This is a genomic window from Streptococcus sp. HMSC061D10 (genome assembly GCF_001808865.1).
GTDB lineage: Bacteria > Bacillota > Bacilli > Lactobacillales > Streptococcaceae > Streptococcus.
In genome coordinates this window covers 13,192-29,014 of the sequence record NZ_KV795019.1, presented here as the reverse complement: position 1 = coordinate 29,014, position 15,823 = coordinate 13,192, and the positions used below count along the sequence as shown (strand labels likewise).

Annotated in this window: 16 protein-coding genes; 7 read left to right on the top strand and 9 right to left on the bottom strand. The window is 39.3% G+C overall.

The window, feature by feature from the left end; genetic code table 11:
- Positions 1–47 precede the first annotated feature (47 nt).
- Positions 48–956 (top strand): ATP-binding cassette domain-containing protein, encoded by a 909-nt coding sequence (locus HMPREF2728_RS06130; RefSeq protein WP_045763887.1) that lies wholly within the window; start codon positions 48–50, stop codon positions 954–956.
- 10 nt (positions 957–966) lie between these two features.
- Positions 967–1,725, top strand: a complete 759-nt coding sequence (locus HMPREF2728_RS06125; protein ID WP_045763888.1) for an ABC transporter permease — start codon at positions 967–969, stop codon at positions 1,723–1,725.
- Positions 1,726–1,764: 39 nt separating this feature from the next.
- Here the strand turns inward: HMPREF2728_RS06125 and HMPREF2728_RS06120 are convergent, their stop codons facing one another.
- The 8 genes from HMPREF2728_RS06120 to glmU form a co-directional block, all read right to left on the bottom strand.
- Positions 1,765–2,643 carry a sensor histidine kinase gene (locus HMPREF2728_RS06120; RefSeq protein ID WP_075227359.1) on the bottom strand — a complete coding sequence of 293 codons (879 nt, stop codon included), beginning with the start codon at positions 2,641–2,643 and terminating at the stop codon, positions 1,765–1,767.
- The gene (locus tag HMPREF2728_RS06115; protein ID WP_075227358.1) at positions 2,640–3,341 is read right to left on the bottom strand and encodes a response regulator transcription factor; all 702 of its coding nucleotides are present in this window, start codon (positions 3,339–3,341) and stop codon (positions 2,640–2,642) included. The genes HMPREF2728_RS06120 and HMPREF2728_RS06115 overlap by 4 nt, the downstream gene beginning before the upstream one ends.
- A 105-nt stretch (positions 3,342–3,446) precedes the next feature.
- The gene (locus HMPREF2728_RS06110) at positions 3,447–3,707 is read right to left on the bottom strand and encodes a SemiSWEET family transporter (RefSeq protein ID WP_075227357.1); all 261 of its coding nucleotides are present in this window, start codon (positions 3,705–3,707) and stop codon (positions 3,447–3,449) included.
- 166 nt (positions 3,708–3,873) lie between these two features.
- Positions 3,874–6,162, bottom strand: a complete 2,289-nt coding sequence (pcrA, locus tag HMPREF2728_RS06105; protein ID WP_075227356.1) for a DNA helicase PcrA — start codon at positions 6,160–6,162, stop codon at positions 3,874–3,876.
- Between the two features lie 292 nt (positions 6,163–6,454).
- Positions 6,455–7,150 (bottom strand): 5'-methylthioadenosine/adenosylhomocysteine nucleosidase, encoded by a 696-nt coding sequence (locus HMPREF2728_RS06100; RefSeq protein ID WP_075227355.1) that lies wholly within the window; start codon positions 7,148–7,150, stop codon positions 6,455–6,457.
- Between the two features lie 10 nt (positions 7,151–7,160).
- Positions 7,161–7,472: a cell wall synthase accessory phosphoprotein MacP gene (macP, locus tag HMPREF2728_RS06095; protein WP_000517859.1), complete on the bottom strand. Its 312-nt coding sequence runs from the start codon at positions 7,470–7,472 to the stop codon at positions 7,161–7,163.
- On the bottom strand, positions 7,465–8,028 hold the full coding sequence (locus HMPREF2728_RS06090) for an NUDIX hydrolase (RefSeq protein ID WP_075227354.1): 564 nt from the start codon (positions 8,026–8,028) through the stop codon (positions 7,465–7,467). The genes macP and HMPREF2728_RS06090 overlap by 8 nt, the downstream gene beginning before the upstream one ends.
- Before the next feature lie 9 nt (positions 8,029–8,037).
- Positions 8,038–9,417 (bottom strand): bifunctional UDP-N-acetylglucosamine diphosphorylase/glucosamine-1-phosphate N-acetyltransferase GlmU, encoded by a 1,380-nt coding sequence (gene glmU, locus HMPREF2728_RS06085; protein ID WP_075227353.1) that lies wholly within the window; start codon positions 9,415–9,417, stop codon positions 8,038–8,040.
- 157 nt (positions 9,418–9,574) lie between these two features.
- Between glmU and HMPREF2728_RS06080 the strand changes: the two genes are divergently transcribed.
- The 5 genes from HMPREF2728_RS06080 to lysS all read left to right on the top strand — a co-directional run bounded on the left by HMPREF2728_RS06080 (position 9,575) and on the right by lysS (position 14,059).
- Positions 9,575–10,375, top strand: a complete 801-nt coding sequence (locus HMPREF2728_RS06080; RefSeq protein WP_075227352.1) for a glycoside hydrolase family 25 protein — start codon at positions 9,575–9,577, stop codon at positions 10,373–10,375.
- Between the two features lie 108 nt (positions 10,376–10,483).
- Positions 10,484–11,326, top strand: a complete 843-nt coding sequence (locus HMPREF2728_RS06075) for a DUF368 domain-containing protein (RefSeq protein ID WP_045763897.1) — start codon at positions 10,484–10,486, stop codon at positions 11,324–11,326.
- Positions 11,326–11,811, top strand: coding sequence for an aminoacyl-tRNA deacylase (locus tag HMPREF2728_RS06070; protein WP_049526115.1), 486 nt, complete (start codon positions 11,326–11,328; stop codon positions 11,809–11,811). The genes HMPREF2728_RS06075 and HMPREF2728_RS06070 overlap by 1 nt, the downstream gene beginning before the upstream one ends.
- Positions 11,808–12,434, top strand: coding sequence for a histidine phosphatase family protein (locus HMPREF2728_RS06065; RefSeq protein ID WP_075227351.1), 627 nt, complete (start codon positions 11,808–11,810; stop codon positions 12,432–12,434). Before HMPREF2728_RS06070 ends, HMPREF2728_RS06065 begins: the two co-directional genes overlap by 4 nt.
- 134 nt (positions 12,435–12,568) lie before the next feature.
- Positions 12,569–14,059 (top strand): lysine--tRNA ligase, encoded by a 1,491-nt coding sequence (lysS, locus tag HMPREF2728_RS06060; RefSeq protein WP_075227350.1) that lies wholly within the window; start codon positions 12,569–12,571, stop codon positions 14,057–14,059.
- A 91-nt stretch (positions 14,060–14,150) separates the two neighbouring features.
- Here the strand turns inward: lysS and HMPREF2728_RS06055 are convergent, their stop codons facing one another.
- On the bottom strand, positions 14,151–15,821 hold the full coding sequence (locus HMPREF2728_RS06055; protein ID WP_075227349.1) for a formate--tetrahydrofolate ligase: 1,671 nt from the start codon (positions 15,819–15,821) through the stop codon (positions 14,151–14,153).
- Between the last annotated feature and the right edge of the window lie 2 nt (positions 15,822–15,823).

Genomic DNA, 15,823 nt, shown 5'->3' with positions numbered 1-15,823 from the left:
TTTGCTCTTTGATTTTCATTGAGTATTAAAGGTTAAAGGAGAAAACTATGAAAACAGTCCTCGAAATCCATGGCTTGTCCAAACAATTTGGAAAACAACCCATTCTACAAGATCTTAATCTCTCAGTTAAAGAAGGAGATATCTATGGACTTATCGGAAAGAATGGTGCTGGTAAAACAACTCTGATTAAAATCGTTACCCAATTATTATCTGCTGACCAAGGAACTATTTCCCTCTTTTCTAGTCAAGGGTATAAGGAGTGCACAAAAGCCCTATCTCGAGTAGGTTCAGTCATTGAATCCCCAGTAGCTCACAATCATTTAACAGCCTATCAAAATCTAAGGTACTATTGTACTATTCGACATATCCCAAATGCCGATCAAGTCATTCAGGAAACATTAAAGTATGTGGGGTTAACAGATACAGGTAGAAAAGTTTTTCGAGATTTCTCTCTTGGGATGAAACAACGTCTAGGAATTGCTATTGCCCTCCTATCAAAACCAGACTTTCTCATCCTTGATGAACCTATCAATGGACTTGACCCAATCGGTATTAAAGAGTTTCGTCAAATGATTCAACGTCTGAATCAAGAACTAGGAATAACAATTCTCATCTCTAGTCATATCTTGTCAGAACTCTATCTGGTTGCCAATCGCTTTGGAATTTTAGACCAAGGGAAAATCATTCGTGAAATCAGTAAGGCCGAATTTGAGACACTGAATGAAGACTATATTGTTCTAAAAACAAGTGACAAAGAAAAAGCTAGTCAAATCTTAAAAGACAAAGTGCATCTTGAATTTAAAGTTGTTAATTCAGACAATGAGATTCATATTTTTAGTCATGAACAAGATGTCAAACGCATTCTCAAAGAACTTACTCTAGCAGATGTCGCTGTTGATGAGATTTACTATGCTCGTCAAAATCTTGAAGAATACTTCACACAATTAGTAAAATAGGAGGAACACCATGATACACACAATTCAAGCAGACTTTTACCGTCTTTTCCGTTCCAAAGGTTTTTGGATTACAGAGATTGTTCTCTTTGCACTCATGTTAATGGGAGCTACTATTGGGGCTACAGGACATCTAATGTCAGTTGATACAACACCTCCAGAAACTGAACTTCCAAGTAAAGGCTGGGATGGTATTCAAGCCCTGATTAACGCATCTAGTCAAGGTTCAAACCTAGTTTTCCTCTGCATTATCCTTGCTTGCTTAGTTCTAGGAGTTGATCTTATCGGAAAACTCTATAAAAATAGTTTGACAGTGGGTGTTTCTCGTACAGAATTCTTCCTAGCCAAGTCTGTAGTATTAGCAAGTATCGCTCTAATGCAAATTCTTATTAGTCTGGTTATTGCTTTTGTACCAGCAACTATCCTAAACGGGGTTGGCACGATGCCAGAAGGATTTATTGGCAATCTCCTTCTAACAATTGGTCTTCAATTCCTATGTCTTCTTGCTTGGCTTTCCATTGTTTCCTTCATTCTCTATGTGACTCATTCTTATTTGGCTGTTTTCATTGGCTATTTAATCAGTTCTATCTTGCTTTCAACGCCGATGCTTATCTTTCCAGATATCGAGATTTTACGCTATTTATCCTTGAATTTTGCCTATGCCATGACTGCCTATAGTCAAGCCGTTCTATACACCATTATCGTTACAGTGACTGTTATCCTATTCTTTACCATTAGTGGACTTGCTGTTTTCAAAAAGAAAAGCTTATAAAAATGACCTCCTCTGTTCAAACAGAGGAGGTTGCTTGTTTTAAAAGAGTATCTTAACTGTAAACCAAGCACCATCAGTACTTAGTTGTAGTTCTGCACCAAGTAGATGGGATAATTCTTCTGTGATATAAAGACCTAAACCTGATGATTCTTCAGTATCTGAGAGGTTTTCAAAGTAAAATCGTTGACTGAGATTTTCAATTTTACGAATCGGTTGTTTAACCAGATTAGCAATTTCCAAACAGATATGATTGTCCACTTCCTTCAGAGAAAATCTCGCTTCATCCTTACCATGTTTTAGAACATTGCCAATAAGATTTTGTAACAAACGCTCTAATAAATCTGAATCAGTCAGCAAATACAAACTAGGTTCCACTTGTAAATCAAGGTTAATCTTTGCCGTCTGAAATGAATCATAATAGGTCAGCAGTTTTTGCGTCATAAATGTCGAGACTTCTAACTCAGATAAGTCAGGTTTAACTGCTCCTTCCATTAATCGACGATAGTCCAAAAGAGCCTCTAGACGTTTTGAAACTTGATTGAGATGATGGGCAATTTTTTTCAAACTCTCAGACTCAGGATTTTCTGTTTTAAGCAATTGCTGAGTATAACCCGACGCAATCGTTAAAGGGGTTCGAATATCATGTGCAATATTGCTAATAGCCATGTCCAAAGTCTGCTTTTCACGTTTCATAATCAAGCGTGACTGCTCAACTTCTTGAAAGAGATGATTGATTTGCTGGTAAAGATGTAAAAAATCCTTGGAGAAAGTTGACACTCCGATTCTCTTCATACTTCCAGTAAGAATCTTATCTTCAATCTGTTGGCTCAAGTTAACGAGTGCTAAATGATAGCGAATCAACCATATGGTCAATAGGATAATGACCAGCACTAGCAAAGATAGTAAAATGTAAATCATCGCTCGTCTCCTTTTAGGCGAACACCAACTCCCCAGATAGTCTCAATATACTCTTGCTCTGGATCCAGTTGGCCTAATTTTTTACGGAGATTACTTAAATGAGTGTTGAGAGTATTGTCGCCTGGTAAATAAGTATCCTCCCAGACCAACTCATAGAGTTCTTCTTTCGTAAAAATTTTCTTTGGATGTCCCAGTAAGGTTTGGAGAATCAAACATTCTTTCTTAGCTAGGCGGATAGTTTCCTGGCTATTTTTGATTTCAAAACTATCTGCATCAAATTGAATATTTTTTAACTCTTGAATCAACTTGTCAGGATGTTCGATTTCAGCTGGTTGCTTGTCACTATTTTGACGTAATTGAACCATAACTCTCGCAAAAACTTCATCTAAATCAAAAGGCTTTACAATATAATCATTGGCACCATCTAAGAGATATTGGCTGATGAGCTTCTTATCACTTAGGGCAGTTAGCATGATGACAGGAACTGAGCTATCTTTTCTAACGGCTTTTAAAACTTGATCGCCATTTTTGCCTGGAAGCATAATATCTAGCAAGATTAGATCAATGTTGCCTTGCTCAAATCGAATCATTCCTTCAGTACCAGAAAAAGCTTGAATCACCTCATGTTCCTTAGAAAGAAGAGTCTTCAAAATTTCCTGGATCTCATTATTATCTTCAATGATAAGTATTCTAGCCATAAACACCAACCTTTCTAATAGTATTATATCATGTTTTTTTAGGAATTTCTGATAAAGAAAAACGCTCCCTCATAACTAGATACGAAGAAGAGTTTACTTTATGTTTTAGAATAAAGCTGTCAACGCGGTAATAAGTCCAAAAACAATACCTGGTGCATTAGCTGCTGCCAGAGGAATATCACGTTCTCTTTTAAAGAGACCGTAATAAACCCAGAGACTGCAGTTAATTGCAGCTACTGCTGGTTGGATAAAGTTTCCTTTTTGACCCGCAAGGTTGTTCATAATTTGTGGAATATATGAGATATACATCATAACAGACATAAAGGTTGCAATCCAACCTAAAGTTTTCATTTGTTTTTCAGTCATTTTCTTCTCCTTTCAAAAACAGTTTCAATTATACACTATTTGTATTAATCGTGTAAGCAAAAAACTTATTTGTTAAGAAAATGTAAACTATCACAATCTTGTGATAAGAGTAACAGAAAAAATCCCCCTTGTTATTGCAAGAGGGAATCTTATTCGTTTAGAAAACTTACTTCTTCTCAATCGGTGCTACGCTGGCTAGGAGTTTTTTGAGGCCGACTTCTGGGAAATTGATTTTCAATTCCTGAGTAGATCCACTGCCTGAAACTTCCAGCACAGTTCCTTCACCCCATTTCTTATGAAGGGCGATATCACCAATAGACCAACTAGTTTCACTGGAAGACGATTTGCTATTAGATGCAAATTGTCCAAAAGGTAGTCCTTTTGATTCAATTGATCTTGGTGCTGCATTACGTTTGCGATCTTGTAGAGCTTGAGCTAGGCTCATGCCTTGACCAAAGGCGACACCACCACTGCTATAAGATGCTTTGAAGCTACTATTAGCTGGACGCGCCAATCCTTGATAAGTTAACAAATCTGAACTAATCTCATTGATAAAGCGTGTTGGGCGATTATAGTTCGTTCGACCAAACAGCAAGCGTGAGTTAGCATTAGTCAGATAGAGAATTTTCTCTGCGCGCGTGATACCAACATAGGCTAGACGGCGTTCTTCTTCTAGTTCATCCATGTCTTCTGCTGCACGACTAAGTGGAAAGACATTTTCTTCCATCCCAATCAAGAATACAACTGGAAACTCCAGTCCCTTGGCAGCATGGAGTGTCATCAAGGTTACTTCTGATGTCTCTTGACTGCCCGAGTCTGTATCTGCAATCAAGGCAAGATCATTCAAGAATCGACTGAGTTTATCCAGTCCAGTTTCCTCTTCTTGATTATCTGGATTATCATCAAAGTTTTTGGTAACAGAAAGGAACTCCTCGATATTTTCAACCCGAGCCTTGCTTTCCAAAGTCGCCTGGGCATTGAGAATATCCACGTAGCCTGTTTTTTCCAATATCCCTTCAACAAGTTCGGTGATGCTTAATTGGTCCAGTTGCTCCCGCAAATCCAGAATCATATTTGCAAAATCCCAGATTGACTGAGCTGCCTTACCTTTTATCCCTGATAACATGATGTTAGCTGAAGCATCAAGCATCGACATATTTTGTAGGTTGGCAAAGTCACGGATTTTCTCTACTGTTCCTGGTCCAATGCCACGTTTTGGTTCATTAATAATCCGCTCAAAACTGATATTATCACTCAAATTGGCGATGAGATTAAGATATGCGATAATATCACGGATTTCCTTACGGCTATAGAACTTAGTTCCACCGACCATAGTATAAGGAATATTGGACTTGAGCAGAGCTTCTTCAATGGTACGAGACTGGGCATTGGTACGGTAAAGAACTGCAAAGTCCTTGTGAAGGAAGTTTTGACTACGACCAAGTTCATCAATGGTTTTGGCGACAAAGACAGCCTCGTCTTGTTCATCATTAGCACGATAGTAGACAATTTGTTCCCCATCCGCATTTTGAGTCCAGAGATTCTTAGGACGACGATTTTTATTGTTTTTGATGACATCATTAGCTGCTTGGAGGATAGTTTTGGTTGAGCGGTAATTTTCCTCCAATAAAACAACCTTGGCTTGAGGATAATCCTTCTCAAAATCCAAGATATTCTGCATATCAGCACCACGCCAACCGTAGATAGACTGGTCAGCATCCCCTACTACGCAGATATTTTGGAAACGAGAAGCCAAGAGTTTAACGAGTTGATACTGGGCATGGTTGGTATCTTGATACTCATCAACATGAATGTACTGGAACTTCTGTTGGTAATAAGTCAAAACATCGGGATTTTGATCAAAGAGACGCAGAGTCAACATAATCAAGTCATCAAAGTCCACCGACTCTGACTGACGAAGTTCTTTCTGATAGGCCGTATAACACTTTGCTACAATTTGAGTGTACATATCTCCTGCCTGGGCAGCATAAGCAACATCGTCAATCAGATCATTCTTGGCATTGGAAATGGTTCCCAAAATAGTGCGTTCATTCCATTTTTTAGGATCCAAGTTTAACTGCTTGAGGATGCGTTTCATGAGCGTTCGCTGCTCTCCAGGATCCACAATCGTGAAATTGCGATTGTAGCCAATATGATCCGCATCGCGACGTAGGATACGCACGCACATAGAGTGGAAAGTCGCAATCAAACAATCCTGAGTAGCTGGATTGAGTCCATAAGCACGCTCCTTCATTTCACGCGCCGCTTTATTGGTAAAGGTAATGGCTAAGATATTCCATGGGTTGACCATCTTTTCATCAATTAAGTAGGCAATACGGTGGGTTAAAACACGAGTCTTACCAGATCCCGCCCCCGCCATGATCAGCAAGGGTCCTTCTGTGGTTTGAACAGCCTCGGCTTGACGGTCATTCATTCCCTTTAATAAATCGTTCATTTTCTCTTCCTTATTCTTCAAGTCAATGTTTCTATTATATCAAAAAAGTTTGAAAATAACTTTTCTTAAGAGCCTTCTGATTATTTTAGTTGACAAGATAAGAAGAGGCTGGGACAAAAGTCCTAGCCTCTCAATTGTCTTTGGATTGTCGAGCAAGACGCAGTGGTTGAGTGGGCTCTACTACGCTGATTTCATCAGCTTTTACAGCCCTACTCAACTGTGCGGAGGTGGGACGACGAAATCGAATTCTAACGAATTACCGATTTCTGTCCCACTCTCAGTAATTATTCTATTAATCCTTTATAGACTGCAAAAGCGTCATTAGGGCTTGGGCAGAACGACGTCCTGCTTCTACGATAAATTCATCAAAGGAAACGGATGCTTCATGATTGGCATTGTCACTCATGGCACGAACGACTAAGAAAGGAAGGTTCAAAGCATGAGCTGCTTGAGCAATAGCTGCCCCTTCCATCTCTACAGCAAGAACTTGAGGAAAATGCTCTTTTATCGCTTTGATTTTATCTTCTCCAGCAACAAAACTGTCTCCTGTCGCAATCAAACCTAAATGCCAAGTTTGGTCCAGTTTAGACAAACTCTCTTGAATCAAGCTGATAAACTTTTTGTCTGATTCAAAATAGAGAGGCTGTTGAGCCATTTGACCGTAATCATAGCCAAAGGCAGTCACATCAACATCGTGGTAGGCAAGCTTGTCTGCAATCACTACATCCCCTACTGCGATTCCACATGCCACTGCACCAGCAGAACCAGTATTAATCACTGCATCGACTTGAAAGTGATCCGCTAAGATAGCGACACTCATAGCAGACATGACTTTACCAATACCACTCTCTACAAGTACAAGCTCAACAGAACCAATCTTACCAGTATGATAGCTATTTCCCAGAACCTTTTCTTCACTGGCATCATCCAAGTGTTGAATCAAGTAAATTAGCTCTTCTGGCATAGCTGCAATAATTCCAATTTTCATGATAGACTCCTTAAATAAATCTCATTGCTAAAATTAACAAAATCAAGAGAAAAATAACTGCAAAAAGAATCTTGTTTAATTTAGAATTAAAGACATTTCTCTTAGTATTTTCAATCCGACGACTTTTGTGAATAGAAGGTTCAACTTCAATGGTCAGTGTATCCTGGCTAAAACCATGATCTTTGGTTCGCGAATAGCCAAAATTTTGAGAAGAAGTCGGTAAAATCTTAGTTTCCTCATCATCTAGCAAGGGAGGCCCTGAGATGTCCTCTCCTCGATTGGCACGTTCAATCATTTCATCTGTTAATAAAGGTTTACCCATGGGTTCCTCCACTATTTTTTTGTAGTTCCCAGTACTGAATAGCCATGATAGTCTTGGCATCACAAATATCTCCTGACTGGATCAGTTCTTTAGCTTGGTCAAGACTGACTTCAAGTAACTCTAAAGTCTCATCTTCATCCTGAGGACGAGGATTTTCAACTTTTGTCAAATCACTTGCCAAGTAAAGTTTTAAGCGCTCGTTACAAAATCCAATCGCAGAGTAAAAATCATAGAGAAGGCTTAATTTGCCAGTATAGGCTGCTTCTTCTTCTAATTCACGAAGTGCTGCAGCTTCTGGATTTGCATTCTCCCCAATTTCAAGCTTACCTGCAGGAATTTCATAAGAGACTTTTTCAATCGCCTTGCGATATTGTTTAACAAGAACAATCTTATTTTCTGGAGTGACTGCAAGGACACAAACTGCCCCATTGTGGAAAATCAAATCACGTTGCGCACTACCTTTTCCAGAAGGTAGTTCAACCTGGTCTTGAACCAATTGGAAGATTGGTCCTTTATAGATTTCTTTACGACTAAGCGTCTTTTCTTCAAATTCCATCGTTAGCCCCTATTTATTGTTAGGATGGTGAGGGAGGCGAGTTGCATATTCGTCCTTATTAATTTGGCGACCTCGTCCAATAGCAATGGCATCAGCTGGAACATTCTTAGTAATGGTTGAACCTGCCCCAACAAGAGAATTATCTCCAAGTTCTACTGGAGCAATGATGGTTGAATTTGAACCAACGAAAACATTGTTACCAATGGTTGTTTTAAACTTGTGTTGACCATCGTAATTTACAGTAATCGTTCCAGCACCAAAGTTGACATCACTACCAACTTCACAGTTTCCAATATAAGTCAAATGACCAGCTTTTGTATTTTCACCGATGCTTGAACCTTTGACTTCAACAAAGTTCCCAATATGCACATCTTTCGCAAGGCTTGTGCCTGGACGGATATGAGCATAAGGACCAACTGTAACACCATCAGCAACCGTGCTTTCTTCAATCATCGAGTTTGTAATCACTGCCCCTGAACCGATACTACTATCAACGATATAAGTTCCGTTGGTCAAAACAGTTCCTGCACCAATCTTACTAGAACCTTTGAGGGTTACATTTGCTTCGATTTGAACTTCTGGAGCGATCTCAACATCAATGTCAATGTAAGTAGCTTCAGGATTCACAAAACTAACCCCATTGACCATATGCGCTTGGTTAATACGGCGACGCATAATGCCTTCAGCTGTCGCAAGGGCAACACGGTCATTAACTCCGAGACTTTCATCAAAGTCTTTCAGAGTATAGGCACCAACTTTTTCCCCTGCTTCACGGAAAATGCCGATGACATCAGTGATGTAGTATTCGCCTTGAGCGTTATTGGTATTGATATTCTTAAGTGCTTCAAAGAGACGAGCATTATCAAAGACATAGGTTCCTGTATTGATCTCCTTGATTTGTTTTTCAAAATCAGTCGCATCTTTCTGCTCCACGATACGAAGTACTTCAGCATTCTCGTTACGAACAATACGACCATAACCAAACGGATCTTCAGCTTCTGCAGTAAGAATTGTAGCTACGTTCTTGTGATTAACGTGGAAATCAATCAAGTTCTTTAGACTTTCACCAGTAATTAGTGGTGTATCACCAGCAATAACCAATGTTTGTCCGGAAAGTCCTTCAAGAATTGGCTCAGCCATCATAACCGCATGACCAGTTCCTAATTGCTCAGACTGTCTTACAAAATCAGTTTGACCAGCTAAAACTTGTTCAACTAGCTCTGCCTTATGACCAACAACCGTTACTGTTTTTTCAGGCTTGATTGCCCCTACACTACGAAAAACATGCTCCAGCATAGAAATTCCTGCAACCTTGTGCATGACTTTTGGTAGATCTGATTTCATACGAGTACCTTTACCCGCTGCTAAAATAACTGCATAATTTGACATATTTTTCTCTTTTCTATAGAAATTCCCTTATATTATATCATAAATTTGTTCATTCAAACACAAAAGAGGGCAAATGCTTTAAAACATCGCATTCTCTACATGATTTCGAGTATTTTTTTTTTGATTTTTTTCACCATTTACGATACACTATAAAAGTATGAGAAAGAAAATAAATCCTGTTTTTATTTTTACTGTATTAGCGACTATCGTGGGTATTTTAATCATTAACAGACCCAAGTTTGAAGACCATCCAGTCAAAACAAAGCAAAATCCAGTTCAAGTAGAAACTCAAGCTTTACATAATATCAACAAGCCGATTATTGATGTTTCTGGCTGGCAAAGACCATCTGAGATTAATTATGACACCTTAACTCAAAATATTTCAGGTGCGATTGTTCGGGTTCATAGTGGAGCTCAAGTTTCTGAAGAAAATGACGCTGCCTATAAAAATGGAGTCGATAAGGCTTATAAAGAACATATCACTGAATTCCAAAAACGAAATGTTCCAGTTGCTGTTTACGCCTATGTAGCTGGAAAAAATGTCGAAGAAATGGAAAAAGCTGCTGAAGCCTTCTATAACGCCGCTTCTCCTTACAATCCTAGCTACTATTGGCTTGATGTTGAAGAAAAGACTATGTCTGACATGAATCAGGGAGTTGAGGCCTTTCGTGCCAAATTAGCTTCATTGGGAGCAAAAAATATTGGTATCTATGTTGGTGTTTACTTTATGGAGGAACATAGTATCAGCGTTGATAATTACTCGGCTATCTGGATACCTTCCTATGGAACCAACTCAGGTCACTATGAGAGTGCTCCAAAAACAGATCTTAGCTACGACCTTCACCAATACACTTCACATGGAAATCTTGGTGGATTTGAACATCACCTCGATTTGAACCTTATTTCTTCATCAAAGAACAAGGAAGAAACCTTTAGAAAATTGTTTTTAAATCCTTAATCACTATCACAATAAGCAAGTCAGACATTGCTTTCTGCTTGCTTTTCTTTATTTTCAGTATTAAATCACTGTTTTATCTATATAGAATATAAATCTCGGAGGCCCTCTATGTTATCATGGCTATCAAAAATTATTAAGGGAATTGTAATCGCCCTAGGTTTCATTCTACCAGGGATTTCTGGTGGCGTTCTTGCCGCTATCTTGGGAATTTATGAGAGAATGATTCGTTTTCTTGCCCATCCTTTTAAGAATTTAAAAGAAGATGTGCTCTTTTTCCTTCCTGTCGGTATTGGGATGTTACTGGGCATCGGACTTTTCTCTTATCCAATTGAGTATCTTTTAGAAAATTATCAAGTTTATGTATTGTGGAGTTTTGCTGGAGCTATCATTGGTACCATCCCAAGTCTTGTCAAAGAATCAACTCGTGATTCTGATAGAGATAAGGTTGACCACATATGGTTTTGGGCAACCTTCATCATCTCAGGTCTTGCCCTCTACGCCTTGAATTTTGTAGTTGGTTCTCTATCTGCAAGCTTCCTTAACTTTACACTGGCTGGTTGTTTGTTGGCGCTTGGAATTTTGGTTCCAGGGCTTAGTCCTTCCAATCTTCTCTTGATTCTTGGGCTTTATGGCCCTATGTTAACAGGGTTCAAGACTTTTGATTTGTTAGGAACCTTCTTACCAATTGGGATTGGGCTTCTTATCACTCTGATTATCTTTTCAAAATTCATGGACTACGCTCTTCGCCTATATCACTCACGTGTATATCATTTTATCATTGGAATTGTACTATCAAGTACTCTATTGATCCTTATTCCAAACGCTGGCAATGCTGAAAGTATTAGTTACAGTGGTTTGTCACTAGTTTCATATGTACTGATTGCTTTCTTCTTCGCACTAGGGATTTGGTTGGGAATCTGGATGAGTCAATTGGAGGATAAGTATAAATAATGGCAAAAAAAGTAAAAGTTAAGAAAACCTTGGTCCAACAAATTTTAACCAAGGCAGGAATAAACCATACAGGTATTCAAATTAATGCCTTGGAAGGTGAGATGCCTCAAGGTTATGAAAAGAGTCAAATTTTTAAGACTCTAGCACTTCTGGGAGATAAGACTGGACCCATTATCGGTATCCTTCCTATCACTGAACATCTTTCTGAAAAGAAACTGGCTAAGATTTCTGGTAATAAGAAAGTCAGCATGATTCCACAAAAAGACCTAGAAAAAACAACAGGCTATATCCACGGTGCCAATAATCCAGTTGGGATTCGTCAAAAACATAACTATCCTATCTTTATCGATCAAACTGCTATTAAACTGGAGGAAATGATTGTTTCCGCAGGGGAAGTAGGTCATAGTATTATTATCAACCCTCAAGACCTAGCAACCTTTGTTAAAGCTGAATTTGCTGATATCTTGGAGGCAAGTAACACATGAAATTCTATTTTATTCGTCACGGTAAAACACTTTGGAATCTTGAGGGACGTTTTCAAGGAGCAAGTGGTGACTCTCCACTCCTTGAGGAATCCATTGAGACCTTAAAAAAATTGGGTCAGTATCTCCAAGAAACTCCATTTGATGTGATTTATTCTAGTGATCTTCCTCGGGCTAAAACTTCTGCTCAAATTATCCAAAGTCAACTGAAAGATAGCTGTCCTTTAGTAAAAATACCCTCTCTAAGAGAGTGGCAACTCGGGAAACTTGAAGGTGCAAAATTTGCAACCTTAGAAGCCATCTATCCCGAGCAATTAAAAGCTTTTCGTACCAATCTAGCTAAGTTTGATTCAACTTTGTTTGGTGCAGAGTCTGTCTATCAAACAACTCAGCGTACCACTCAATTTGTAAAATCATTAGAGTCCAAACCTTTTGAACATGTCATGATTGTTGGTCACGGAGCCAATCTCACAGCCAGTATTCGAACTCTTCTAGGATATGATACTCCGCTACTTAGAAAAGATGGCGGTTTAGCAAATGCTAGTGTTACTATTCTGGAAACCCAAGACTTTAAAAACTTCAACCTATTAGTATGGAACGACACTTCTTATCAAGATAATAACTGAACTTAGCAATCACTGTTAAGTTCTTTTTAGATTTTGTAGAATATCCGTGAATTTATTTGACTTTTATGATAAAATGGGAGTACCGTAAAAAAGACTCATCGTATCAAGAATTGAGTAAAAACTAGGAGGAAAAAATGTCAACAGAACATATGGAAGAACTAAATGACCAGCAGATCGTTCGCCGTGAAAAAATGGCTGCGCTCCGCGAACAAGGAATCGATCCATTCGGTAAACGATTTGAACGCACTGCTAACTCACAAGAATTAAAAGATAAATATGCTGACCTCGATAAGGAACAACTACATGAATTGAACGAGACTGCTACTATCGCTGGACGTTTGGTAACAAAGCGCGGTAAAGGTAAGGTTGGATTTGCCCACCTTCAAGACCGCGAAGGTCAAATCCAAATCTACGTTCGTAAAGATGCTGTCGGTGAAGAAAACTACGAAATCTTTAAAAAGGCTGACTTAGGAGACTTCCTTGGTGTCGAAGGCGAAGTTATGCGTACAGATATGGGAGAACTCTCTATCAAGGCTACACATATCACTCACTTGTCCAAAGCCCTTCGTCCGCTTCCAGAGAAATTCCACGGTTTAACAGACGTTGAAACTATTTACCGTAAACGTTACCTTGATTTGATTTCAAACCGTGAAAGCTTTGAACGCTTTGTTACTCGTTCAAAAATCATCTCTGAAATCCGTCGTTACCTTGACCAAAAAGGCTTCCTTGAAGTGGAAACACCTGTTCTTCATAACGAAGCTGGTGGTGCTGCTGCTCGTCCATTCATCACTCACCACAATGCTCAAAACATTGACATGGTGCTTCGTATCGCGACTGAACTTCACTTGAAACGTCTTATCGTCGGTGGTATGGAACGTGTTTATGAGATTGGCCGTATCTTCCGTAACGAAGGAATGGATGCTACCCACAACCCTGAGTTCACTTCTATCGAAGTTTACCAAGCTTATGCAGACTTCCAAGACATTATGGACTTAACTGAAGGCATTATCCAACACGCTGCTAAATCAGTTAAAGGTGATGGTCCAGTCAACTATCAAGGAACTGAGATCAAGATTAATGAACCATTTAAACGTGTACACATGGTTGATGCAATCAAGGAAATTACAGGTATTGATTTCTGGAAAGATATGACTTTCGAAGAAGCTAAGGCAATCGCTGCTGAGAAGAAAGTTCCAGTTGAAAAACACTACACTGAAGTTGGTCATATCATCAATGCTTTCTTTGAAGAATTTGTTGAAGAAACTTTGATTCAACCTACCTTTGTCTATGGTCATCCAGTAGCTGTATCTCCACTTGCTAAGAAGAATCCTGAAGATGAGCGCTTTACCGACCGTTTTGAACTCTTCATCATGACTAAAGAATACGGAAATGCCTTTACTGAGTTGAACGACCCAATCGACCAGCTTAGCCGTTTTGAAGCTCAAGCTAAAGCCAAAGAACTTGGTGACGATGAAGCGACAGGCATTGACTACGACTACATCGAAGCCCTTGAATACGGTATGCCGCCAACAGGTGGTTTGGGAATTGGTATCGACCGTCTCTGCATGCTACTCACTGATACTACTACTATCCGTGATGTATTGCTCTTCCCAACTATGAAATAAAATACAAATCTCCTAGTCACATTCTAGGAGATTTTTTAGTATTAATATAAAAAGACAAACTCAATTTTGAGCTTGTCTTTTTGTTGTTCAATTAGAATAATCCAAGAACAGTTCCATCACTTTCAACATCCATGTTGAGAGCTGCTGGTCGTTTTGGAAGTCCTGGCATGGTCATGACATCACCAGTTAAGGCAACGATGAAGCCTGCACCAAGTTTTGGTACCAATTCACGAATAGTAATTTCAAAGTTTTCAGGTGCTCCAAGTGCATTTGGATTATCTGAGAAACTGTACTGAGTCTTAGCCATACAGATTGGCAATTTATCCCAGCCATTTTGAACGATTTGAGCAATTTGGGTTTTAGCTTTCTTCTCAAAGCTTACTTTGCTACCACGATAGATTTCAGTGACAATCTTTTCAATCTTTTCTTGAACAGAAAGGTCGTTGTCATACAAACGCGTATAGTTAGCTGGGTTTCTGTCAATTGTTTTGACGAGAGTTTCAGCCAAAGCCACTCCTCCTTCAGCTCCATCAGCCCATACGCTAGCTAATTCAACTGGAACATCGATTGAATCACAAAGTTCTTTCAAGGCTACGATTTCAGCTTCTGTATCAGATACAAATTCATTGATAGCAACAACTGCTGGAATACCAAACTTACGGATATTCTCAACGTGGCGTTTCAAGTTTGCAAATCCAGCACGTACTGCTTCCACATTTTCCTCTGTCAGAGCATCTTTAGCAACTCCACCATTCATTTTAAGGGCACGAAGAGTCGCTACAATGACTACTGCACTTGGAGCTGTTGGCAAGTTTGGAGTCTTGATATCCAGGAACTTCTCTGCACCAAGATCTGCACCAAAGCCAGCTTCTGTCACTGTGTAATCTGCTAAACGTAGAGCCGTTTTCGTTGCCAAAACTGAGTTGCAGCCATGGGCGATATTGGCAAATGGTCCACCATGTACAAAGGCAGGTGTTCCATAGATTGTTTGAACCAAGTTAGGTTTGATAGCATCTTTCAAAATCAATGCCAAGGCACCCTCAACCTGTAAATCACCAACTGAAACAGGTGTACGGTCATAACGGTAACCGATCACGATATTTGCCAAACGACGTTTCAAATCTTCAATGTCAGTTGCCAAGCAAAGGATAGCCATGATTTCTGAAGCAACAGTGATATCAAATCCATCTTCGCGAGGAATACCATTAAGAGGACCACCGAGTCCAACAGTTACATGACGAAGAGCACGGTCGTTTAAGTCAACAACACGTTTCCAAAGAATACGACGTTGGTCAATTCCTAGCTCATTTCCTTGGTGCAAGTGATTGTCAATCAAGGCAGAGAGAGCATTATTTGCAGTTGTAATAGCGTGCATATCTCCAGTAAAATGAAGGTTGATGTCTTCCATCGGTAAAACTTGGGCATAACCACCACCAGCTGCACCACCTTTAATCCCCATGACTGGTCCAAGAGAAGGTTCGCGAATAGCAATCATGGTTTTCTTACCAATCTTATTCAAAGCATCAGCAAGTCCGATGGTAATAGTTGACTTTCCTTCACCAGCAGGTGTTGGGTTGATAGCTGTAACCAGGATCAATTTACCGACTGGATTACTTTCCACTTCACGAATCTTATCAAAACTAAGCTTAGCCTTGTATTTTCCATATAATTCCAAATCATCGTAAGAGATGCCAAGTTTCTCTACAACATCAACGATTGGTTTTAACTCGATACTCTGTGCAATTTCAATATCTGTTTTCATAA